The sequence below is a fragment of the Pseudomonas syringae group sp. 243L2 genome (assembly GCF_032587875.1).
GTDB classification, from domain to species: Bacteria; Pseudomonadota; Gammaproteobacteria; order Pseudomonadales; family Pseudomonadaceae; genus Aquipseudomonas; species Aquipseudomonas amygdali.
The window spans coordinates 43,477-67,367 of the sequence record NZ_JAWHPL010000040.1 but is presented as its reverse complement, the minus strand read 5'-3'; the positions used below and the strand labels follow the sequence as shown (position 1 = coordinate 67,367).

17 protein-coding genes and 1 pseudogene are annotated in these 23,891 nt (G+C 60.6%); 13 read left to right on the top strand and 5 right to left on the bottom strand.

Features of this window, described 5'->3' with window-relative positions:
- Positions 1 to 75: 75 nt before the first annotated feature.
- Together RYB66_RS23350 and rep are read right to left on the bottom strand one after the other, a co-directional pair.
- Complete coding sequence (locus RYB66_RS23350) at positions 76 to 645, bottom strand: xanthine phosphoribosyltransferase (protein ID WP_002551388.1); 570 nt, start codon at positions 643 to 645, stop codon at positions 76 to 78.
- Between the two features lie 53 nt (positions 646 to 698).
- The gene (rep, locus tag RYB66_RS23345; protein WP_004660029.1) at positions 699 to 2,708 is read right to left on the bottom strand and encodes a DNA helicase Rep; all 2,010 of its coding nucleotides are present in this window, start codon (positions 2,706 to 2,708) and stop codon (positions 699 to 701) included.
- Between the two features lie 205 nt (positions 2,709 to 2,913).
- On the opposite strand from rep, the gene RYB66_RS23340 reads away from it, so the two are divergent.
- Entirely contained in the window at positions 2,914 to 4,578 is a 1,665-nt protein-coding gene (locus RYB66_RS23340) for a putative bifunctional diguanylate cyclase/phosphodiesterase (RefSeq protein WP_054078990.1), read from the top strand.
- A 12-nt stretch (positions 4,579 to 4,590) separates the two neighbouring features.
- Here the strand turns inward: RYB66_RS23340 and RYB66_RS23335 are convergent, their stop codons facing one another.
- The gene (locus RYB66_RS23335) at positions 4,591 to 5,970 is read right to left on the bottom strand and encodes a NorM family multidrug efflux MATE transporter (RefSeq protein ID WP_005743900.1); all 1,380 of its coding nucleotides are present in this window, start codon (positions 5,968 to 5,970) and stop codon (positions 4,591 to 4,593) included.
- Positions 5,971 to 6,125: 155 nt separating this feature from the next.
- Between RYB66_RS23335 and RYB66_RS23330 the strand changes: the two genes are divergently transcribed.
- The 6 genes and pseudogenes from RYB66_RS23330 to RYB66_RS23310 all read left to right on the top strand — a co-directional run bounded on the left by RYB66_RS23330 (position 6,126) and on the right by RYB66_RS23310 (position 14,373).
- Positions 6,126 to 7,046 (top strand): LysR substrate-binding domain-containing protein, encoded by a 921-nt coding sequence (locus tag RYB66_RS23330; protein WP_002551384.1) that lies wholly within the window; start codon positions 6,126 to 6,128, stop codon positions 7,044 to 7,046.
- Positions 7,047 to 7,230: 184 nt separating this feature from the next.
- Positions 7,231 to 8,352: pseudogene (locus RYB66_RS26740) on the top strand (Cache 3/Cache 2 fusion domain-containing protein); the annotation flags it as partial.
- Complete coding sequence (locus tag RYB66_RS26735; RefSeq protein ID WP_371321925.1) at positions 8,347 to 9,207, top strand: methyl-accepting chemotaxis protein; 861 nt, start codon at positions 8,347 to 8,349, stop codon at positions 9,205 to 9,207. The pseudogene RYB66_RS26740 and the gene RYB66_RS26735, both read left to right, overlap by 6 nt.
- A gap of 789 nt (positions 9,208 to 9,996) precedes the next feature.
- A complete protein-coding gene (locus RYB66_RS23320; protein ID WP_005732788.1) occupies positions 9,997 to 11,649 on the top strand; it encodes a Na/Pi cotransporter family protein in 1,653 nt (550 codons plus the stop codon).
- 57 nt (positions 11,650 to 11,706) lie between these two features.
- Positions 11,707 to 13,083, top strand: coding sequence for a M16 family metallopeptidase (locus tag RYB66_RS23315; protein WP_005743903.1), 1,377 nt, complete (start codon positions 11,707 to 11,709; stop codon positions 13,081 to 13,083).
- A gap of 96 nt (positions 13,084 to 13,179) precedes the next feature.
- Positions 13,180 to 14,373 (top strand): DUF5924 family protein, encoded by a 1,194-nt coding sequence (locus RYB66_RS23310; protein WP_005743904.1) that lies wholly within the window; start codon positions 13,180 to 13,182, stop codon positions 14,371 to 14,373.
- A 4-nt stretch (positions 14,374 to 14,377) separates the two neighbouring features.
- Here RYB66_RS23310 and RYB66_RS23305 read toward each other — a convergent pair whose 3' ends face one another.
- Complete coding sequence (locus RYB66_RS23305; RefSeq protein WP_005743905.1) at positions 14,378 to 15,619, bottom strand: nucleoside recognition domain-containing protein; 1,242 nt, start codon at positions 15,617 to 15,619, stop codon at positions 14,378 to 14,380.
- Positions 15,620 to 16,077: 458 nt separating this feature from the next.
- A complete protein-coding gene (argH, locus tag RYB66_RS23300; RefSeq protein WP_016980491.1) occupies positions 16,078 to 17,472 on the bottom strand; it encodes an argininosuccinate lyase in 1,395 nt (464 codons plus the stop codon).
- 133 nt (positions 17,473 to 17,605) lie between these two features.
- Here argH and RYB66_RS23295 point away from each other — a divergent pair, with 133 nt between their 5' ends.
- From RYB66_RS23295 to RYB66_RS23270, 6 genes are all read left to right on the top strand, one after another.
- On the top strand, positions 17,606 to 18,688 hold the full coding sequence (locus RYB66_RS23295; RefSeq protein WP_002551375.1) for a sensor histidine kinase: 1,083 nt from the start codon (positions 17,606 to 17,608) through the stop codon (positions 18,686 to 18,688).
- Positions 18,685 to 19,431: a LytR/AlgR family response regulator transcription factor gene (locus RYB66_RS23290; protein ID WP_002551374.1), complete on the top strand. Its 747-nt coding sequence runs from the start codon at positions 18,685 to 18,687 to the stop codon at positions 19,429 to 19,431. The genes RYB66_RS23295 and RYB66_RS23290 overlap by 4 nt, the downstream gene beginning before the upstream one ends.
- 232 nt (positions 19,432 to 19,663) lie before the next feature.
- Positions 19,664 to 20,605: a hydroxymethylbilane synthase gene (hemC, locus tag RYB66_RS23285; RefSeq protein WP_002551373.1), complete on the top strand. Its 942-nt coding sequence runs from the start codon at positions 19,664 to 19,666 to the stop codon at positions 20,603 to 20,605.
- Entirely contained in the window at positions 20,602 to 21,375 is a 774-nt protein-coding gene (locus RYB66_RS23280; protein ID WP_002551372.1) for a uroporphyrinogen-III synthase, read from the top strand. The genes hemC and RYB66_RS23280 overlap by 4 nt, the downstream gene beginning before the upstream one ends.
- A gap of 53 nt (positions 21,376 to 21,428) precedes the next feature.
- Positions 21,429 to 22,550 (top strand): uroporphyrinogen-III C-methyltransferase, encoded by a 1,122-nt coding sequence (locus RYB66_RS23275; protein WP_004662896.1) that lies wholly within the window; start codon positions 21,429 to 21,431, stop codon positions 22,548 to 22,550.
- Complete coding sequence (locus tag RYB66_RS23270; RefSeq protein ID WP_004667181.1) at positions 22,547 to 23,791, top strand: heme biosynthesis protein HemY; 1,245 nt, start codon at positions 22,547 to 22,549, stop codon at positions 23,789 to 23,791. Before RYB66_RS23275 ends, RYB66_RS23270 begins: the two co-directional genes overlap by 4 nt.
- Positions 23,792 to 23,891 lie beyond the last annotated feature (100 nt).

The window sequence follows — 23,891 nt, the reverse complement described above, 5'->3', positions numbered from 1 at the left end:
ACGATAATCGCAACTATCGTGCGGCGCTCCGCGTCGCATGCCTTTCCGGACGCTCTGCGTCCTCCCTTGAACACGTTACTTGAACGTCACAACCCCACCGGCCAGGGATTCAACCCGCGCCAGCGATTCCACTCTATAGCCCTGTGCATCCAGTTCGGCACGGCCGCCCTGGAAGGACTTCTCGATCACGATCCCCAGCCCGGCCACGGTCGCACCGGCCTGCTTGATGATCGAGATCAGCGCCTGCGAGGCTTTGCCGTTGGCGAGGAAGTCATCGATGATCAGCACGTGATCGTCGCTGCTCAGATGACGCGGCGAGATCGCCACGGTGCTCTCCACCTGCTTGGTGAATGAGTACACGGTCGCCGACAGCAGGTTTTCGGTCAGGGTCAGGGACTGGTGCTTGCGGGCGAAAATCACCGGCACGCCCATGTTCAGACCCGCCATGACGGCCGGCGCAATGCCGGAAGCTTCGATGGTCACGATTTTGGTCACGCCAGCGTCGGCGAACAGACGGGCGAATTCGTCACCAATTTCCTTCATCAAGGCCGGATCGATCTGATGGTTGAGAAACGCATCGACTTTCAGCACCTGATCGGACAATACGATGCCTTCTTCGCGAATCTTCTTGTGCAGTGCTTCCACTTCAATTCCTAGACTGCGCCATTGCGCAATAAATGATCAATTTCGTTTGTCGACTAGCGTTTCAGCATGGCGCGAATATCGGCAAGCGCGGTATTGCCGCGAACGGCTTTGACTTCCGTCGGAGTGTCGTCATTGCCTTCCCAGGCCAGATCATCCGGGGGCAGCTCATCCAGAAAGCGGCTTGGCGCGCAGTCGATGATTTCACCGTACTGCTTGCGCTTGGCGGCGAACGTGAAGGCCAGAGTCTGCCGCGCGCGTGTAATGCCGACATAGGCAAGACGGCGTTCTTCTTCGATGGTGTCGGCTTCGATGCTGGAGCGGTGCGGCAGGATCTCTTCTTCCATGCCCATGATGAACACGTAAGGAAACTCCAGCCCCTTGGAGGCGTGCAAGGTCATCATCTGCACGCCTTCGGCACCATCTTCCTCTTCCTGCTGACGTTCAAGCATGTCGCGCAGGACCAGCTTGCCGATGGCTTCCTCGATGGTCATACCGCCTTCTTCGTCCTTTTCCAGCGTGTTTTTCAACGCCTCGATCAGGAACCACACGTTACTCATCCGGTAATCAGCGGCCTTTTCGCTGGAGCTGTTCTGCCGCAGCCAGTTCTCGTAGTCGATGTCCATGACCATGCTGCGTAGCGCGGCAATGGGGTCGTTCTGCGCGCATTGCTGGCGCACGCCGTCCATCCAGCGCTTGAAGCGCTGCAAACGGTCGGTGTAACGGCTGTCCAGGTGCTCGCCCAGGCCGATTTCTTCGGTGGCGGCGTACATCGAGACCTTGCGTTCGGTGGCGTAATTACCGAGTTTTTCCAGCGTGGTCGAGCCGATTTCACGACGCGGCACGTTGATGACCCGCAGGAAGGCGTTGTCGTCGTCCGGGTTCACCAGCAAACGAAAATACGCCATCAGGTCTTTCACTTCCTGGCGACCGAAGAAGCTGTTGCCGCCGGAGAGTCGATACGGCACCTGGTGGTGCTGCAATTTGAGTTCGATCAGCTTGGCCTGGTAGTTGCCGCGATACAGGATGGCGAAGTCGCTGTAGGGCCGGTCGGTGCGCAGGTGCAGGGTAAGGATTTCCATCGCCACGCGCTCGGCTTCGGCATCTTCGTTACGGCAACGGATGACACGGATTTCGTCGCCGTGGCCCATCTCGGACCACAGCTGCTTTTCGAAGGCGTGCGGGTTGTTGGAGATGAGCACGTTGGCGCAGCGCAGGATGCGGCTGGTGGAACGGTAATTCTGCTCCAGCATGACGACTTTCAACGACGGGTAGTCGTCCTTGAGCAGCATCAGGTTTTCCGGTCGCGCACCACGCCAGGCATAGATCGACTGGTCGTCGTCGCCCACCACGGTGAACTGATGGCGCGAACCGATCAGCAGTTTAACCAGCAGGTACTGGCTGGCGTTGGTGTCCTGATATTCGTCCACCAGCAGGTAGCGCACCTTGTTCTGCCATTTCTCCAGAATGTCAGCGTGTTCCTGGAACAGCTTGACCGGCAGCAGAATGAGGTCGTCGAAGTCCACCGCGTTATACGCCTTGAGCGTGCGCTGGTAGTGGGTGTAGACGATGGCGGCGGTCTGTTCCTTGGGGTTGCGGGCGTTTTCCAGCGCGTCGGCAGGCAGAATGAGGTCGTTTTTCCACGAACCGATCATGTTCTTGATTTCGTCGACACCGTCGTCGCCCGAATACTCTTTCTGCATGATGTCGGTCATCAGGGCCTTGACGTCGGTCTCGTCGAAGATCGAGAAGCCCGGTTTGTAGCCCAGCCGCGTGTGTTCCTTGCGGATGATGTTCAGACCCAGGTTGTGGAAGGTCGAGACCGTCAGGCCGCGTCCTTCGCCGCCTCGGAGCAGCGTACCGACGCGCTCCTTCATCTCGCGCGCGGCCTTGTTGGTAAAGGTCATGGCGACAATGTACTGGGCGCGGATGCCGCAGTTCTGGATCAGGTGCGCAATCTTGCGGGTGATCACACTGGTCTTGCCGGAACCGGCACCGGCGAGCACCAAAAGAGGGCCGCCGACGTAGTTCACGGCTTCCTGCTGCCGGGGATTGAGTCGGGACATGGCGGTATGAAGAGTCGTCTGTAAAAAAGGTCGGGCATTTTAACAGGCCCGCGGGTTTGTGCAGCGGTCATCGTAGCCAGACAGTGATCGCTATCTAATTCTTCTGTTTTTGTTACATTTGCGCCGCGACGCAACGATACGTGTATTTGTCACGCTCCAGCGGGAGTGCGGCCACCGGTTTTTCCTTTGCACTTAGGAAGTTAGATTGCCTACACCTGTCGAACCCTTGCGATTGCTGTTATTGGCGCACGAGCCTTTCTGGTACGCGCTGCTGCGCGATTGCCTCACTGCGCCGGGCAGCAACGTAATACTTCTGCATGGCGAGAACTGGGACGCTTTCAGCGCCGGGTACGCTAACGAGCGCAGCACCGTGCTGCTGACAACGCCCGACCTGCAGCCCAGAACCGGAACCTGCCTGCTGCCCACCGTGGTGCTGCTCGAAAAGGAACCGCTGGTCGGACCGAGTGGCGTCAGTGACTGGCTGGTGCGCGATGCATTGACCGGCGATGCGCTGCGCCGCTGCCTGCGCTATGTCCACGAGCGCAGTCGCCTGGAAGACAGCCTGCGGCGTCTGGTCGGTCAGGACCCATTGACCGGCATCGCCAATCGTCAGGGTTTTCAGGCGCTGTTGACGGCGCGTCTGGCCGAGGGTGGCAGCCTGGCGCTGGGGCATCTGGACCTGGACAACTTCCGCCGCGCCAACGATTCGCTGGGGCATCAGGCCGGTGACCGACTGATTCTGCAAGTCGTGGCACGTCTGAAAAACCAGCTCGCTGCGGGCGATCAGCTTGCACGCCTGGGCGGCGACGAATTCGCCCTGTTGATTGACACCCGCACAACACCTGCACGCGCCATGCAACTGGCCGAGCGAATTACTGACGTGCTGTCCGAACCCTACTGGGTCGATGGCGAAAGCCTGCTGCTGGGTTGCAGCCTGGGCATTGCCCATTCACAAACCCGGCCCGAAGCAGACCCGCTGATGTGGCACGCCCACATCGCCATGCGCCAGGCCAAGAGCATGCAGGGCTGCACCTTTCATCTGTTCGACGAGCGCATCAACCGCAACGCCCGCAGCCTGGCCGATCTGGAAGGCGAGCTGCGACGAGCCCTGCGCCGCGATGAACTGGAGCTGCATTATCAGCCACGGCTGTGCCTGGAGACCGGGCGCGTTGTCGGCCTGGAAGCGCTGGTACGCTGGCGCCACCAGGCGCGCGGGCTGCTGCCGCCCAGTGAATTCGTGCCATTGGCCGAGCAAAGCGGCCTGATCGTGCCGCTCGGCTACTGGGTCATCTTCCGCGCCCTGCGTGACATGCAGGCCCTGCGCGAGCAAGGATTTGCGCCGTTGCATATGGCGATCAACCTGTCGTTCCGGCAATTTCAGGACAGCCAGTTGTTGCCGACACTGAGTCGCCTGATTGAGGAGCTCAGCGTCGACGCGCACTGGCTGGAGTTCGAACTGACCGAAACTGCCGTCATGCGCCGCAGCGATCAGGTCCTGCAGACCATGGACGCAATGCGGCGGCTGGGTGTGCGCTTCTCGCTGGATGATTTCGGTACGGGCTATTCATCGTTCATGCACCTCAACAGCCTGCCCATCGCGCTGCTCAAGATCGACATGGGCTTTGTCGGGCAGATGGAGCTACGCGAAGAGAACCGCAAGCTGGTCAACGCCATGATCAAGCTGGCCCACAACCTGAACCTGGAAGTGGTCGCCGAGGGCGTCGAAACCGCCGGGCAACTGGAGTTGCTGCGCGATTTTGGCTGCGACCAGGTGCAGGGTTATCTGATCAGCAGGCCGCTGCCGATAGCGGATCTGATGGCTTACCTGCGCTCGGAAGCCGCCAATGCGGGTGCATCAAACTCCGGATGACGGCGCGCCGGATCAGGCCGGCACCGCCAACCCGGCTGCCTCCCGACGCAACAGGCGAGCCGTCTTCCACTCAAACGCATAGGTCAGCGCCACAGCCGAGCAGAACAGACCCAGCGCCAGCCCCCACCAGACGCCTGAAGCACCGGCATCGGTAGAAAAGCCGAGCAACCAGGCGGCAGGCGCGGCAATCAGCCAGTAGCAGCCCAGACCGATCAGGAACGTGGTGCGCGCATCCTTGAGCCCGCGAATCGCCCCCATCGCAATCGTCTGAGTACCGTCGAAGAACTCGAACAGGGCCGCAATGGCCAGCAGTTTTGCGGCCAGCACGACAATCTCGGCAAAGGCCGGGTCATTGATATCCAGAAACAGACCGATGACCACATTAGGCGCCAGCCAGAACAGCAACCCGAACATCAGCATCACGCAGCCGCCAAAACCGATGCCCAGACGGCCCGCCATGCGCACCATCAACAGGTTGCCCGCGCCATAATGCTGGCCGATACGCATGGTCACCGCATAGGACATTCCCACCGGAACCATGAACGCCATGGACACTGTCTGCAGGGCGATCTGGTGCGCGGCCATTTGCGTACTGCCCATTGCCCCCATGCAGAACGCTGCGAAGGTGAACAGGCCGACTTCCACCGCATAGGTCCCGCCAATCGGCAGGCCGAGACGCCAGAGTTCTTTCAGATGGCTGCGCGACAACTTCGAAAGCCCCTTGCTGATCGGGTACGCCGCGTAGGCCGGATGGCGCTTGATGTGCAGTGCCAGCGCCAGGGCCATGCAGTTGGTCACGATCGCGGTCACCAGCCCGATGCCCATCAGCCCCAGATTCGGCAGCCCGAGCCATTGATGAATCATCGCGTAATTGAGCACGAAGTTTGCGGCCGCACCGGCCAGACTGATGGTCATCACCGGCCCCGCACGCCCGAGTGCACTGGTGAAGCCGCGCAGTGCCATGAAGCTGAGCAAGCCCGGCAGGGCAAAGGGCAGGGTGATCAGAAATTGAGCAGCCATATGCACGTTGGCTTCGGCCTGACCGAACTGCAACAGGATGGGCTCGAGGTTCCACAGCAGCAGCGCGGCAACCAGCGCCATGCCCCACGCCAGCCACAGACCGGCCTGGGTCAGGCGCGTCGCACCTTCGGTATCACCTGCACCATGGCGAATCGCAACCAGCGTGCCGACCGCAGCCATCACGCCCACGCAAAAGAACGAAACAAAGCTGTACGTGGCCGCACCCAGGCCACCGCCTGCCAGCGCCTCCGGGCCGATCTTGCCCATCATCACCGTGTCGGTGAACACCATCAGCATGTGCGCCATCTGCGATGCAATCAGCGGCCCGGCAAGGCGCAGGATGATCCAGAGTTCTTTGAGTGCGGGCTGCATGTGGGCGGTGCTCTACGGCGGAGTTCGGATGAGCGCCTATTGTGGGCGGTTGGACGCGCAAGCACAAAACGATAAACCTGATGCGCCGCATGAGTAAAACTCATCTGAAGCGATTTGCAGTAAAGTAGCCACTCATCGCCAGCAGGAAGCGCCATATGCCTCGCAGTCTCCCCCCTCTTTATGCACTAAGGGCATTTGAAGCTGCGGCGCGGCATACTTCGTTCACGCGGGCGGCCGAGGAGCTTTCGATCACTCAAAGTGCAGTAAGCCGTCACATCCGCACGCTGGAAGAGCACTTTGCCTGTCGTTTGTTTCAGCGCAACGGGCGCAACTTGCAACTGACTGAATCAGCGCGTGCGCTGTTGCCCGGCGTGCGTGATGGGTTTCTGGCGCTTGAGCGAGCCTGCAGCACCTTGCAGACCGACGAAGGCATTCTGCGCATGAAAGCGCCATCGACGCTGACCATGCGCTGGTTGCTGGCGCGGCTCAGTCGCTTCCGTCATCTGCAAGTAGGCAACGAGGTGCAGCTGACCAGCGCCTGGATGGATATCGATGCCGTGGACTTTACTCTGGAGCCTTTCGACTGCGCGATTTTACTCAGTCACGGGCATTTCCCCTCGGACTGGGAAGCCACCTTGCTGTTCCCGGAGCTGTTGATTCCGGTGGGGGCACCTACGTTGTTGAAGGACCCGCCATGGGACGTGAAGCGGCTGGCCAAGGCCGAGTTGCTGCATCCCACCCCTGACCGGCGTGACTGGCGCACCTGGCTGAACCGCATGGGGCTGGCCGATCAGGTGTCGCTCAAAGGCGGGCAGGTGTTCGATACGCTTGAGCTGGGAATGATTGCAGCGGCACGCGGTTACGGCGTATCGATGGGCGACTTACTTATGGTCGCCGAAGACGTGGCGCAGGCCCGTCTGAGCCTGCCGTGGCGCACCGCGGTATTCAGCGGAGAAAATTATTATCTGGTCTGGCCGCGCACAAGGCCCGGCGCAGAGCGGTTGCGTCGCCTCAGCGATTTTCTGCAGACGGAAGTCAACGCTATGGAGTTGCCGTTAGTTGAAGTACTGCATTAAAAATTAGTTTAGTATTGAACTGCCATCATTGGTTAATGTCGCGACCGTTACTCAAGTAACGACTCTGGTGGCCGAAGCACTGCTTAACGACTGCATGTTCAGGCAGCTTAAAACACTCATTAATTTGTTCGCTGAATGGTAAGCCACGGATCAGGCAACTCCAATCATTCGGCATGGAGTCTCTATGTCCAAGCCCCGTACCCGAATTGCCTCGCAACTCGGTATTGCTCTGGCCGTGATCCTGGCTGTGGTTATCAGCGGCAGCACCCTGTTCGCGTTAAGGTCTCTGGACGCGTCCAACCTGGTCATTCGCGAAGAGCACATGTCGAGCGAAGCCAGATTGCTCGCCGACCAGTTGAGCACGTTCCACAGCACACTGCGTGATAGCACTCAGCGCCTCAGTGGTCTGTTCGAAAAGCGCTTTGCCGGTGGCCTGAACCTGCAACCCGACAAACCGGTCACGGTAGCGGGCACTTCCACGCCAGGCCTGTTTCTGCGTGATACCGCACTGAACAACGATTTTGCCGAGGTTGATGAATTCCGCTCGATGACCGCGGGCGTGGCGACGATTTTCGTGCGCAGCGGCGACGACTTCGTCCGTATCAGCACCTCTCTGAGCAAACAGGATGGCACGCGCGCCATCGGTACCGTGCTGGATCGCAAGGGCGCAGCCTACGAGCGTTTGATCGCCGGTCAGAGCTATGTGGGCAAAGCGGTGTTGTTTGATCGCTATTACATGACTCAGTACAGCCCGGTTCGCGACAGCAGCGGCAAGATCATTGCGGCGCTGTTTGTGGGCTTCGATTACACCGACGCACAGAAAACCCAGTTCGATAACCTCAAGAGCTTTCGCATTGGCTCTACCGGCTCGCTGGCACTGCTGGACGAGAAAGGCACTTGGCTGGTTCCGCCGGCGGGCGTCAAATCTCTGGACGGTGCAGCGAAGTCCGTTGCCGACCTGGCCAGCAAACCCGGCAAGGCGCAGTTCTGGAACGACGGTGATGACGACTACTACAGCGTTGGCCAGCCGTTTGCCGGTGGCCCCTGGACCGTCATCGCCAGCATGCCGCGTGACGAAATCAGTGAAGTGACCTGGAACGTCGGCACCCAGCTGGCCATCGGCAGTGTGCTGGCCATGCTGATCGCAGTGATCAGCGCGATCTGGCTGCTGCGCAGCAAGCTGCGTCCACTGTCCGAACTGGTACGCCAGGCCGATGCATTGGGTGCGGGCGACCTGAGCGTACGCCTCAATGTGACCAGCAACGACGAGATCGGGCAACTGTCGGGCAGCTTCAACAAGATGAGCGAAGCGCTGTCATCAATGGTGTCGCATATCCGCACCGCGGCGCAGGAAGTCAGCACGCGCGCCCACGCGTTGTCCGGCCTGTCCGGCGGCGCGTTCGAGGGCATGGAGCAGCAATCCGGCGAGATCACCAGCATGGCCGGTGCCGTCGAGGAGTTCAGCGCCACGTCGATGAACATCGCTGACAACATGAGCAATACCGAGCGTCTGGCACAGGAAAATGCGCAGCAAACGCGCATTGGCCGTACCTCGATGGACGAGGCGTCTTCATCGCTGCAACAGATCGCAACTTCGCTGAACAGCACGGCAACGGTCATCGACACACTGGGCCAGCGCTCGCAGGAAATCGGCAGCATTGTCGGGGTAATTACCTCGATTGCCGACCAGACCAACCTGCTGGCGCTCAACGCCGCCATCGAGGCCGCACGTGCCGGTGAACAAGGCCGTGGCTTTGCCGTGGTGGCTGATGAAGTGCGCAGCCTGGCCTCGCGTACCCGTGAAGCGACGGACGAAATCTCCGGCATGATCGCCAGCATTCAGCAGGAAACCGGCAACGCCATCAGCACCATGCAACAGGGCAATACGCTGATGCAGGAAGGCCTGGCGCTTAACGCCAAAGTGGCCTCGGCACTGGCCCAGATCGACGAACAAAGCCGCTCGGCCGGTCACCAGTTCGCCGCCATCACCACCGCCACCCAGGAACAAAGCAGCACCGCCACCATGCTCAGCAGCAACCTGCAAAGCATCGCCATGGCCAACAGCGAACAGCGCCAGGTGATGTCCAACCTGGCGGTCACCGCTCAGGAGCTGAATGGGTTGGCGACAGAACTGCGTAACGAGGTTGACCGGTTCCGTTGATGGCTGCTGGAAGCCTCACGACTATCGTGCCGATGCTCCGCGTCGGAGAGCGATAAGTTCTCTCAAGAACACCATCGTACCCATGCTCCGCGTGGGTATGCCGTTCTGGACGCTCCGCGTCCGGTCTTGCGTTTGCGGTGCGGCGCAGACTTGTGACGCAGAGCGTCACGAACGGCATTCCCACGCTGGAGCGTGCGGAACGATAATCCCAACTGTCGTGCCGAAGTTCTTCAGCCATCGTGCGATGCTCCGCGTCGCATGCCGTTCTGGACGCTCCGCGTCCGGTCTTGCGTTTGTGGTGCGGCGCAGACTTGTGACGCAGAGCGTCACGAACGGCATTCCCACGCTGGAGCGTGCGGAACGATAATCCCAACTGTCGTGCCGAAGCTCTTCAGCCATCGTGCGACGCTCCGCGTCGCATGCCGTTCTGGACGCTCCGCGTCCGGTCTTGAGTTTGTGGTGCGGCGCAGACTTGTGACGCAGAGCGTCACCCAAGGCATTCCCACGCTGGAGCGTGCGGAACGATAATCTCAACTGTCGTGCCGAAGTTCTTCAGCCATCGTGCGACGCTCCGCGTCGCATGCCGTTCTGGACGCTCCGCGTCCGGTCTTGCGTTTGTGGTGCGGATTTATGACACTTTTATTTCAATGAATCCCACCCTGTGCGATGCTGGCGCCAAGGCTAATAGCCGACTAAAAGCTTAGTAGAGCGTTACACCCTTTCCCCGCTCGCTACATGCACATCTTTCAATTCATCGCCTGAACGGGCAAACCTCAGGGGGCTTTCAGCATGCTGACCCTGCTCGATTTGCTATCTGCCGTCGCCCTGCTGATCTGGGGCACGCATATCGTGCGCACTGGCATCCTTCGTGTTTACGGTGCACAACTTCGTCGTTTACTCAGCCAGAACATGTCCAAGCGACCCCTGGCGTTCATCGCCGGCATTCTGGTGACAGCCATGGTGCAGAGCAGCAATGCCACTGCCATGCTGGTGACCTCATTTGTCGGCCAGGGGCTGATGACGCTGACACCGGCGCTGGTGATCATGCTCGGCGCCGATGTCGGCACGGCATTGATGTCCCGCGTGCTGACGTTCGATCTGTCGTGGCTGTCGCCGTTGCTGATTTTCCTTGGCGTGGTGTTCTTTCTGTCGCGCAAGCAGACCCGTGCCGGTCAGTTGGGGCGGGTCGGTATCGGCCTGGGCCTGATCGTGCTGGCACTGCAATTGATCGTCGCAGCGGCTGCACCGATCACCCAGGCGGCCGGGGTCAAGGTGCTGTTTGCCTCGTTGACCGGCGACCTTCTGCTGGATGCGCTGGTGGGCGCCATGTTTGCGCTGATCTCCTATTCCAGCCTGGCGGCAGTTCTGCTGACGGCCACCTTGGCGGGCACGGAAGTCATTGGTCTGCCAGTGGCGATCGGCCTGGTGATCGGTGCCAATATCGGCAGCGGCCTGCTGGCCTTTCTCAGTACCAGCATGCAGAACGTCGCCGGTCGGCAGGTGGCGCTGGGCAGTCTGTTGTATAAGCTGTTCGGCCTGTTGCTGATCTTTCCGGTGCTCGACCCGCTGGTTGCCTGGATCGACACGCTGGGCTTTCGTCCGCAGGAGTTGGTGATTGGCTTTCACCTGATCTACAACACGTTGCGCTGCCTGATCATGCTGCCTACCGTTGGCCCGATGGCGCGGTTGTGCGCGGCCTTGCTGCCGCAGCAGAACGAGGTCGGTGGCCTGGCCAAACCTCGCCATCTGGACCTGACCGCACTGTCGACGCCCAGCCTGGCACTGGCCAACGCAGTGCGAGAAACCCTGCGCATGGGCGATTTGATCGAGAGCATGCTGGGCTCGATGCTGGCGGTGCTGCGCGGCACGCAGACGGCGGTCACTCAGGAAGTGCGCCGCCTCAACGATGACGTGGAAGCGCTCTACAGCGCGATCAAGCTATACCTGGCGCAGATGCCGCGTGAGGACCTCGGCGAGCACGATAACCGGCGCTGGGCCGAGATCATCGAGCTGACCATCAATCTGGAACTGGCCAGTGGCCTGATCGAACGCATGTTGCGCAAGATCCAGCAGCAGAAGACCTCGCACCGCCGCTCATTCTCGGAAGTCGGCCTGGAAGAACTCGCCGATCTGCAGATCCAGTTGCAGTCGAACCTGCGTCTGGGGCTCTCGGTGTTCCTCAGCGGTGACGAGGAAAGCGCGCGTCAATTACTGCGTGAAAAACGCCGTTTTCGAGCCCAGGAACGCCGTCTGGCACATGCTCACGTCAGCCGCCTGCGGCAGAAGGTTGTGCAGAGTATCGAGACCAGTTCGCTGCACCTGGAACTGATTGCCGACATGAAACGCCTGAACTCACTGTTTTGCAGCAGCGCTTATGTGGTACTGGAAACGGCCGACACCGGGGCCTTGTCGAGCGAGAGCGAGCCCGAACGATCACTATGAACGTAAGGGCCGAGGTGAAGTCTGTTAAACATACCGGCCCGCCAGGAAAGCTGTTTTATGCGTTGCCTGCTGTTCGCTTGTCTGCTCCTCGGTTCACTCCCTTCGTTTGCCCTTGACCGCCTTCAGGTCGAGGGCTATCTGCTGCCCAATGGTTTGCAAGTCCTTCTCAAGCCCGGCTCCGAAAAGGGTCACGTCGCTATCCGCCTGGTGGTGGGTATCGGCTTCGATGACTTCCCGTGCCAGGACAAGGAACTGCCGCATCTGCTGGAACACTTGCTGTTCAGCGGCGTGGATGACAGCGGTGAAGGGGGGCTGGAGGAGCGCATGCAGGCACTGGGCGGCGAGTGGAACGCATTCACCAGCAATGCCGATACCACCTTCGTGATTGAAGCGCCCGCGCGAAACCAGCGCAAGGTGCTCGACCTGCTGATGGAGATCATGACCAGAACCGAGCTCAGCCAGGCACGACTGGACGGCGTCAAACGAGTCGTAGAACGAGAAGACGGCGGACACTTTTCACACTTGCAGCGCCTGCTTGACCGGCGTGACTCGGGGCGCAGCGCCAGCAGTCAACTGGCGGTGGAGCTGGGCCTCAAATGCGCCGAGCGTCCTGAAGTGGATGGTATCAAGCTGGGCCATATCGAAGACGTCTTCGCCAACTGGTACGCGCCCAATAACATGACGCTGATCGTGGTTGGCGATCTGGACAAGCTGTTGCCGGCCTATCTGGAGCGCACTTACGGCAAACTGGCACCCACCGACCCCATCGATCACCCGCCGCTGGCGCAAAGCACGGGTTCAGCCGAGCCGCGACGCGAGCTTGAGCGCGGCGGGCTGGGCGAGAGTGCCAAGCTGCACCTGATCTACCCCGAGCCACAACTTGACGACCAGCACGACGAAACCTGGGAACTGGTCAAAGCCTATCTGGACTGGACGCTCTACACTGAGCTGCGTCTGAAACACAGCTTGTCGTACGGTCCTTCTGCCGAGCGGGAAGTGTTCGGCGATGTCGGGTTTTTGAGCCTGAATGCCGATGTCGAACGTGACGATGCCGATGAAGCCGAGCGGGACATCCGCAATATGGTCGAGCGCCTGCAAAAAGAAGGTATGCAGCCCGCTACATTTACGCGGTTGCAACAGCTCGCCATCGACCGGCAATCGTGGGCCACACAGGGCAATAGTGCACTGGCCGACTATTATTGGAGCGCGCTAAATGATTACGAAAACGGGCGCTTTGAGGACCCGGCCAAACGCATCAAGGCGGTGAAACTGGAGACAGCCAGTCAGGCCATGCGCCAGCTGCTCGCCCAGCCGGGCTACATGCGAATTGAAAAGCCTCTGTTCAGTTATGACGGCCTGTATTGGCTGATTGGTGGGGTGCTGGGCCTGATAGCCTTGTTGGCCGTGTGGCGCTGGCGTGTACGCAATAAATAGAATGCTGACGCCGAACTGCATTGGTGGTGTTGGCTGCGCGCCGCGCTTGTTACGCTGCGCGGTTTTTTGTATGAACAGAACCGAGTGAACCCCCGAATGTTTGACGTGAACCGCTATGTGACGCCCGTGCTCAACTTGATGCAGCGCTATCCGGGGCTCATTGCGGCGTTTGGTTTCGTTTCAGGTATCGCCAGTTTTATCCTGGTCGATCGCCAGGCAGGGCTGGCCACCTGGATCGCCGTGGTGATGCTGATCAGCTGGCTGTGGCTGATGGTCGAAAACACCATGGTCGGGCTGCTCAACAAGGCGCTGGGCCGCGAGATTCCGCAGGGTTTGCTGCGCTACGGCACGCAGATGATCCATCAGGAAAGCCTGTTTTTCGTATTGCCGTTCTTTTTCATCACCACCACCTGGAACAGTGGTCAGGCGGTATTCACTGCGGTGCTTGGCGCCGCCGGGCTTATCTCGATCATCGACCCTCTCTACTACAAGTGGCTGGCGCCCAGACGCTGGCTGTTCATGACGTTGCACACTCTGACACTGTTCGCGGCACTGCTGACCGCGCTGCCGATCATCCTGCACCTAACCACCGCCGAGAGTTACAAACTGGCGCTGGGCGTGGCGATGGTGCTGTCGGCACCCAGCCTGATGTCGAACTTCCCGCTCAACACTTGGCGCAGCGCACTGGCCGTGATCAGCATCATCCTGGCCATCGGCGCGGCGGGCTGGTTGCTGCGCTCCTGGGTGCCGCCTGCGACGCTCTGGTTGACCGAAGTGGCGGTCAGCCCGGACTTCGATAACAAGAACCGCACACCAGGCGACAGTATTTCGCTGATCAGCGCCAAACAGCTGCGCAACGGCGGCCTGTATGCGTATACCGCTATCAATGCGCCGCGCGGTCTGGACGAGCGTATCTACCATGTGTGGTGGCATGAAGGCGAAGAGATGGACCGGATCGCGCTGGACATTCACGGCGGACGCAAGGAAGGCTATCGCGCCTGGACGCGCAAGCAAAACTTCCCGGAGGACGTGACAGGGCGCTGGCAGGTGAGGGTGCTGACCGAGGACGGCCAGATGATCGGCGTGCTGCGCTTTGTGGTCACCGACAACGATCAACCGGCCGTGAAACGACCTACAGGCCGGATAATCAAACTCAAGCCGGGCGGCGACTCGGCTGAGGAAGCCACACCTGAATCTGCACCCGCCGATCAGCCGAAGCAGGAAAAGCAGGAGGCAGCGCCTGCCGAGTCGGCACCTGCGGAATCTGCACCTCAGGCTCCGGCGCAGTGAGCTGTCAGGAAGCGGTCGCGCCGAAGAACCAGTAGCAGACGAAGATCGCGGCCACCACACCGGCAAACTCGGCCAGCAGTGCGCAACCCACTGCGTGGCGAGCGCGCTGAATGCCCACGGCGCCGAAGTACACAGCAAGCACGTAGAACGTGGTTTCGGTGCTGCCCTGAATCGTTGCGGCGGCCAATGCCGCGAAGCTGTCGACGCCTTGGGTCTGCATGGTTTCGATCAACAGAGCACGGGCGGCGCTACCGGAGAAGGGTTTGACCATCGCGGTCGGCAACGCATCGACGAAGCGTGTATCCAGCCCCAGCCACTGCACCACATGCCGAATGCCTTCCAGGCCAAAGTCCAGCGCGCCGGATGCGCGCAGTACGCCCACTGCACAGAGCATGGCGACCAGATAAGGCAACAGGCTCTTGGCGACGTCGAAGCCTTCCTTCGCACCTTCGACGAAGGCCTCGTAGACCAGCACCTTGCGTAACGTGCCGATGATCAGAAACATCATGATCAGGCCGAACAGCGTGAGGTTACCCAGAATGGACGACAGTCCCGCCAGCGCAGCTGCCGACAGTGTGCCGAGAAAGGCCATGAAAGTACCCAGCAGCAGGGCGCCGGGGATCAGGTAAGCGAGCACCACCGGGTCCCAAAGCCGCAGGCGCTGCATGAACGCCACCGACAACAGGCCGACGATGGTCGAGACGCTGGTGGCCAGCAGAATCGGCAGAAATACCAGGGTAGGGTCGGGAGCACCCTGCTGGGCGCGGTACATGAAGATCGTTACCGGCAGCAGTGTCAGCGAGGAAGCGTTGAGCACCAGAAACAGGATCTGCGCGTTACTGGCGGCGGTCTTGCTCGGGTTGAGTTCCTGTAGCGAGCGCATGGCTTTCAGGCCAATCGGCGTGGCGGCGTTGTCGAGACCCAGCGCGTTGGCGGCGAAGTTGAGGGTGATCAGCCCCAGTGCCGGGTGGCCGGGCGGCACTTCCGGCATCAGACGCAGAAACAGCGGGCCGAGAACCTTGGCCAGCCAGTCGACGATGCCCGCCTTTTCGGCGATGCGCAAAAAGCCCAGCCACAGCGTCAGTGTGCCGAACAGCAGCACCATCACCTCGACCGACAGCTTGGCCATCGCGAAGATACTTTCGACCATCGCCGCAAAAATGCCGGCGTTGCCCCCCACCAGCCACTGCACCAGCGCGGAAATCGTCGCCACGACAAAAAAACCAAGCCACAGGCCATTGAGCATCGGATAAGTCCCTCACAAGATGCGGCGATGATAGCGGCGAGGTGCGCTGGAGGGAAATCGGCGGAAGCCGTACGGCGCAATCAAGAGCGGACGCAGAGCGTCCAGAACGGCATGCGACGCGGAGCGTCGCACGATAGTAGGGGTCATCGTTCCTCACGCTCCAGCGTGGGAATGCCGTGGGTGACGCTCTGCGTCACAAATCTGCGCTGCGCCGCACACTCAAGAGCGGACGCAGAGCGTCCAGAACGGCATGCGACGCGGAGCGTCGCACGATAGTAGGGGTCATCGTTCCTCACGCTCCAGCGTGGGAATGCCGTGGGTGACGCTCTGCGTCACAAATCTGCGCTGCGCCGCACACTCAAGAGCGGACGCGGAGCGTCCAGAACGGCATGCGACGCAGAGCGTCGCACGATAGTTGAATGGTCGTTCCTCAGGCTAAAGGAATGCCTTGGTTGTATTCAGCGCCCGGCCAGCAGTTCCTGACCGCGGACCACGGCGGCGCGGACCTGTTCGGGTGCGGTGCCGCCGATGTGGTTACGGGCGTTGACCGAGCCTTCCAGGGTCAGCACGGCAAACACGTCCTGCTCAATCTGGTTACTGAACTGACGCAGCTCTTCCAGGCTCATTTCTGCCAGGTCCTTGCCGGTTTCCACGCCATATTTCACGGCATGACCGACGATCTCGTGGCAGTCACGGAACGGCAGACCACGGCGCACCAGATAGTCGGCCAGATCGGTCGCGGTCGAGAACCCGCGCAGCGCGGCTTCACGCATGATCGCGTGCTTGGGTTTGATTGCCGGGATCATGTCGGCAAACGCACGCAGCGAATCACGCAGAGTGTCGGCAGCGTCGAACAGCGGTTCCTTGTCTTCCTGATTGTCCTTGTTGTAGGCCAGAGGCTGGCCTTTCATCAGGGTCAGCAGGCCCATCAGGGCACCGAACACGCGGCCGCTCTTGCCGCGTACCAGTTCAGGCACATCGGGGTTTTTCTTCTGCGGCATGATCGAGCTGCCGGTACAGAAGCGGTCCGGCAGATCAATGAACTGGAACTGCGCACTGGTCCAGAGCACCAGCTCTTCGGAGAAACGCGACAAGTGCATCATCGCGATGGACGCGGCCGAGCAGAATTCGATAGCGAAGTCGCGATCCGATACGCCGTCCAGCGAATTACCGCCCACGACATCGAAGCCCAGCAGTTTGCAGGTCAGTTCGCGGTCGATCGGGTAGGTGGTGCCTGCCAGCGCAGCGCTGCCCAGAGGCATGCGGTTGAGACGCTTGCGGCAGTCGACCAGACGCTCGTAGTCGCGGCTGAGCATTTCGAACCAGGCCAGCATATGATGACCGAATGTAACGGGCTGGGCGGTCTGCAAATGGGTGAAACCGGGCATGATGGTTTCAGCTTCGCGCTCGGCCTGGCCCAGCAGGCCTTGCTGCAGACGCGTGATTTCGCTGAGGATCAGGTCGATTTCGTCGCGCAGCCACAGACGGATATCGGTGGCGACCTGATCGTTGCGGCTGCGACCGGTGTGCAGCTTCTTGCCGGTGATACCAATGCGATCGGTCAGGCGTGCTTCAATGTTCATGTGCACGTCTTCCAGATCGACGCGCCACTCGAAATTGCCGGCCTCGATCTCGGCCTGGATGGTGTTCAGGCCGTCAACGATGGTGTCACGCTCGGCGTCGGTCAGAACGCCCACCTTGGCCAGCATCGTGGCGTGGGCGATGGAGCCCATGATGTCGTGGCGATACAGACGTTGATCGAAGGTGACGGAGGCAGTGAAACGCGCGACAAACGCGTCGACGGGTTCACTGAAGCGGCCGCCCCAGGACTGATTGGTCTTGTCGGTGCTCATGGATTCGCTCGTTGCTAACAGAAAGTGGCGTGCCCGTTACCTGGCACAAGGGCGATTGCGATGATAACAGGGTTGATGCATTTTTATCCCCGGACAGCTTGCCGCTGACGAGGCCAGGGCAGAGACTGGAGGCATGCGAATCGAACCTGTGAAACACGAAGCCCGGCCTGTGCCCGGCAAAGACTTTTTCCTCCCCGAACTGTGCCTGCCGCAGGCATTGCTGGTGCTTGTCGTTCTGGCGGAGCTGCTGGTGCTGGTTCTGGTGCTGGTAGAACCGATGCGTACCGGCTTCGACTGGGTACGTCTGGCGCTGATGTCGCTGTTCGTGCAATGGATCGTGCTGCTGTCCGCAGCGCTGCTGTGTGGTTTGCGACCCTGGCTGGCGCGCCTGACGCCGGGGCTGGCTGGCATGCTCAGTTGCCTGCTGGTGGTCGGCCTGACGTTGCTGTGCACAGCCGTCACCGATGTCTGTCAGCTCACCGGACGGATCTCGATCGGCGGGATGGTCGAGCGCTACCTGCGCTACTCGACCATCGCGTTGATCATGTCCGCCCTGATGCTGCGCTATTTCTATCTGCAGAGTCAGTGGCGCAAGCAGCAACAAGGCGAGCTGCGCGCGAGGATCGAATCGCTGCAGGCGCGGATCCGCCCGCACTTTCTGTTCAATACCCTCAACAGCATTGCCAGCCTGGTTGCCAGCAACCCGGTCAAGGCAGAGCAGGCGGTGCTCGACCTTTCAGACCTGTTTCGCGCCAGTCTGGCCAAACCCGGCAGCCTGGTAACGTGGGGCGAGGAGCTGGCATTGGCAAAACGATATTTATCGATTGAGCAATATCGTCTTGGCGAGCGTCTACAGTTGGACTGGAGGGTGAGTGCAATTCCCGATGACTTGCCGATTCCCCAGCTAACCTTGCAGCCATTACTTGAAAACGCTTTGATTTATGGCATTGCTCCGCGAGTCGAGGGGGGCGTTGTAACGGTCGAAGCGAACTATGAAGGGGGAGAGTTCATATTGAGCGTCAGTAATCCCTATGAAGAAGTTGCCAATCGGCAGACTTCCAACGGTACTCAGCAGGCTCTGACGAATATAGGCGCACGTATTGCGGCACTTTTTGGCCCGCACGCCAGTCTGAGCGTGGAGCGCCGTGACGGTCGTCACTACACCTGTCTACGCTATCCTTGTGCGAGACTCACGCAGGAAGCCAGAGCTATATGAATGTCCTGATCGTTGATGACGAACCCCTGGCCCGCGAGCGATTGAGCCGCATGGTCAATGAGATTGAGGGTTATCGAGTACTGGAACCCAGCGCCTCCAATGGTGAAGAAGCCTTGGCGCTGATTGAAACTCACAAACCGGACGTGGTGCTGCTCGATATCCGCATGCCGGGTCTCGATGGCCTGCAGGTTGCAGCGCGACTGTGCGAGCGGGAAGCGCCGCCTGCGGTGGTGTTTTGCACTGCCCACGATGAATTCGCCCTGGAAGCTTTCCAGGTCAGTGCAGTGGGCTATCTGGTCAAGCCTGTGCGTTCCGAGCACCTCGTCGAAGCATTGAGGAAAGCCGAGCGGCCAAACCGCGTGCAACTGGCGGCGTTGACCCGTCCGGCTGCCGAAAGCGGATCGGGCCCACGCAGCCATATCAGCGCGCGGACTCGCAAGGGTATCGAGCTGATTCCACTCGATCAGGTGATCTACTTCATCGCCGATCATAAATACGTGACCTTGCGTCATGAGGGTGGCGAAGTGCTGCTGGACGAGCCGCTCAAGGCGCTGGAAGACGAATTCGGCGACCGTTTCGTGCGTATTCACCGCAATGCACTGGTGGCCCGTGAGCGAATAGAACGGTTGCAGCGCACGCCGCTGGGGCATTTCCAGCTGTTTCTCAGAGGGCTTAATGGCGATGCGTTGATCGTCAGTCGCCGCCATGTAGCCGGTGTACGCAAGATGATGCAGCAGCTCTAGCGCCTCGCCGCTCTGGAGCCTCTGGGCCCAGACCGAGTCATGGAACGGGAGAGAATTCCGGCTCCATGTGCTTTTCGGCTGGCCTACGCGCAGCCTTTCCAATGCGCCCCTCAGCCACTGCCGATTGATTGATCGGCTCAGTGTCTGACGCAAGTTTCAATCAGCGCCGAAGCCGCCCTGACCGGGATTGAGCTGTTATTATCCGTCGCATTCACTCAGTACGGATTGTTCAATGTCCTCTCGCGAAATCCGCATCGCCACGCGCAAAAGTGCGCTGGCACTCTGGCAGGCAGAATACGTAAAGGCCCGTCTCGAACAGGCTCATCCCGGCCTGCTCGTGACGCTGGTGCCCATGGTCAGTCGTGGTGACAAGCTGCTCGACTCCCCACTGTCGAAAATCGGCGGCAAAGGCTTGTTCGTCAAGGAGCTGGAAACAGCGCTTCTGGAAGACAACGCCGATATCGCCGTGCATTCGATGAAAGACGTGCCGATGGACTTTCCACAAGGCCTGGGCCTGTTCTGCATCTGCGAGCGCGAAGACCCACGCGATGCGTTCGTGTCCAACACCTTTGCCAGCCTGGACGAACTGCCAGCTGGCAGCATCGTCGGCACCTCCAGCCTGCGCCGTCAGGCGCAATTGCTGGCACGCCGCCCCGATCTGCAGATCCGCTTCCTGCGCGGCAACGTCAATACGCGCCTGGCCAAGCTCGATGCCGGCGAGTACGACGCCATCATTCTTGCCGCTGCGGGCCTGATCCGCCTGGGCTTTGAAAATCGTATCACCTCGGCAATCAGCGTCGACGACAGCCTGCCTGCGGGCGGGCAGGGCGCGGTGGGTATCGAATGCCGCAGCGTCGATGCCGAAATTCATGCCTTGCTTGCACCTCTGCATCACGAAGACACCGCCGTGCGCGTGATTGCCGAACGCTCGCTGAACAAGCACCTCAACGGTGGCTGCCAGGTGCCTATCGCCTGTTACGCCGTGTTGGAAGGCGATGACGTCTGGTTGCGCGGGCTGGTGGGGGACCCGGCCGGGAGTGTATTGCTGCACGCCGAAGCCCGCGCGCCACAGACATCCGCCCAGGCGCTGGGTGTGCAGGTGGCCGAAGCACTGCTGGCGCAGGGTGCCGCCGACATTCTGAAAGCGGTGTATGGCGAGGCCAACAACGAATGAGTACCTGGCGCCTGTTGCTGACCCGCCCGGCCGAAGAATCGGCAGCGCTGGCAAAAGTGCTGGCCGAGGCCGGTATCTTCAGCAGCAGCCTGCCTTTGCTCGAGACCGAGCCATTGCCCTTGACGCCTGCACAACGTTCGATCATTTTCGAGCTGCTCAATTATTGTGCAGTGATCGTGGTCAGCAAACCTGCGGCGCGGCTGGCTATCGAGCTGATCGACGAAGTGTGGCCACAGCCACCCATGCAACCCTGGTTCAGTGTGGGTTCAGCAACCGGACAGATACTGCTTGATTACGGGCTCGATGCGAGCTGGCCGGAGCAGGGCGATGACAGCGAAGCCTTGCTCGAGTTGCCGCGCTTGAAACAGGCGATTGCCGTACCGGGAAGCCGTGTGCTGATCATGCGCGGCGACGAAGGACGCGAACTGTTGGCCGAGCAATTGCGCGCGTTGGGGGTGGGAGTTGACTACCTGCCGTTGTATCGTCGCTACCTGCCGCAGCATGCCCCCGACGCCGTGCCGCAACGTGTTGCGGTGGAACGCTTGAACGGGCTGGTGGTCAGCAGTGGGCAGGGTTTTGAACATTTGCTTCAGCTGGCGGGTGATTCTTGGCCAGACCTGGCCGATTTGCCACTGTTCGTACCAAGCCCCCGGGTGGCCAGCATTGCGCAGGCAGCTGGAGCCCGGACCGTTATTGATTGTCGTGGCGCCAGCGCCACGGCATTGCTGGCAGCGTTGCGGGATCAACCTCAGCCTGCCGTCAAGGCGTAATGATCGACACTTGTCGTTTACGCTATTACGCCAAAATGCAAAGGATGGGATACGTGAGCGAAACAGCCTTGCCTAAAGACGAAGAATCGGTGTTGAAAACGCCTGCACCCAAGCCTGACCCAGTACGTGCCGAGCGCACCGGCAGCCGCAGCAGTGGCTTGGTATTCCTGGCCTTGCTGCTCGGTATCGCTGGTGTCGCGGTCGCAGGCTGGGGAGTCTGGCAATTGCGCATGCTGCAAGCCGGCCACCAACAGCAGCGCGGCCAGGTTGAAGACATCGCCGAGCAGACGCTGGTACTGGCTCAGAATGATCAGCAGCTGAGCGCACGCCTTGCGCAATTCCCGCCTGCCGATCAGTTGGCAGACAGCAGACGTCTGGTCGCGCAATTGCAGGGCGATCAGCAGCGTCTCAGCCAGCGACTCGAAACCGTGCTGGGCGCGAGCCGCAAGGACTGGCGCCTGGCCGAGGCCGAGCATTTGCTGCGTCTGGCCAGCCTGCGTCTTTCAGCGCTGCAGGACATCAACAGTGCTCAGGCGCTGGTTCAGGGTGCCGACGAAATTCTACGTGAGCAGGACGATCCCGGCTCCTTTGCCGCCCGCGAGCAACTGGCCAAGAGCCTTGCCGCCTTGCGCAGCGTCGAGCAGCCAGACCGCACCGGACTGTTCCTGCAACTGGCCGCCCTACGCGAACAGGCTGAGCAGCTCAATAAGCTGGCACCTGAATACGAAGACAAGGGCGAGTCTCTTCTGGGCCTGACCGCCGACAAGACTGAACAAAGCCGGTGGACGCAGTGGTGGGACGAAATTTCCCACTACTTCCGTATCGATTTCAACGCCGACAAGGATATACGCCCGGTATTGGCAGGCCAGAGCCTTTCCCAAGTGCGCCTTGCCCTGAGCCTGGCGCTGGAGCAAGCGCAATGGGCGGCGCTCAACGGCGAGCCGCAGGTCTATACCAAGGCCATCACCGAAGCACAGAGCGTTTTGAAGGCCAACTTCGATCAGGACGACCCACAGAGCAAAGTGCTCGCCCAAGGGCTTGAGGCGCTGGCCAATCAGCCTGTGTCGGTCAAGACCCCTGATCTTGCGCAGAGCCTGAGCTCGGTGCAGGCCTACCTTGAACGCCGTCATGCCGCGGGCCAGCCAGCCGAGGCGCAACAGGGGACCAGCCGATGAAGCGCTTTTATGTGCTGTTATTCATCGCTATCGCCGCTGCGGCGCTGATTGGTGTCGCCATCGCCGAGCATTCCGGCTACGTGCTGATCGCCTATCAGAACTTCCGCTATGAATCGAGTCTATGGGCAACGCTGGCATTGCTGGTCGCAGTTCTGCTGGTGATCGCCCTTCTCAGGCTGGTCATCACGCTGCTGACGACGTCAGGCCGCGTGGTCAACCCATGGTCGCGTCGTAACCGCCGTCGCCGTGTGCAACTGGCTATCGAGCATGGCCAGATGGACCTTGCCGAAGGACGCTGGGCCAGCGCACAACGTCATCTGCAACGGGCGGCCGAAGCCGATGCCCATCCATTGCTTTACTACATTGGCGCCGCCCGCGCGGCCAATGAGCAGGGGCGTTACGAAGACTGCGATGCCTTGCTGGAGCGTGCGCTGGAGCGTCAGCCGCAAGCCGAGCTGGCAATTGCCCTGAATCACGCTCAACTGCAACAGGATCGTGGCGACACCGAAGGTGCGCTCACCACGCTGCTGGCAATGAAAGAGCGTCATCCACATAACCCTCAGGTGCTTCGCCAGTTGCAACGGCTCTATCAGCAACGTGGCGACTGGTCCGATGTTGTCCGTCTGATGCCGGAACTGCGCAAGGACAAGGTCCTGCCAGCCAAGGAGCTTGCCGAGCTGGAGCGCCGCGCCTGGGGCGAGAACCTGACCCTGGCGGCCTACCGCGATGGTATCGAAGGCTCACCCACCGGGTTGCCTTCGCTGGAAAGCGCCTGGCAAGGACTCGGCTCCGCACAGCGTCAGGAGCCGCAACTGGTGCTGGCGTATGCCGATCAATTGCGTCGTCTGGGCGCCGAAGCTCAGGCTGAAGAGGTGCTGCGTAGCGCCCTCAAGCGCGAATACAACAGCCATCTGGCGCGTCTGTATGGCTTGGTGCGCGGCAGCGATCCGCTGAAGCAACTGCAAACGGCAGAAGGCTGGCTCAAGCATCATCCTGCCGATCCAAGCCTGTTGCTGAGCCTGGGGCGTATCTGCCTGCAAGGCCGATTGTGGGGCAAGGCGCGGGATTATCTGGAGAGCAGCCTGCGTCTGGAACGCAATCCCGAGACCTGCGCAGAGCTGGCTCGTCTGCTGGCCCAGCTGGGTGAGACGGATCGCAGCAATACGCTGTTTCAGGAAGGCCTGGGCCTGCTCGACGAACGCTTTCTGTCGCGCCCTGTGCCTGTGCTGACCAAAGCATAAAGCTGCCGGAGAGCCCCGTACGAGGGCTCTCCATTCTGTCTCGAAGACCATCAGAAAATAGTGCGTGAGAATCTTCCTACGCCGATGTGTAAAAGAACCA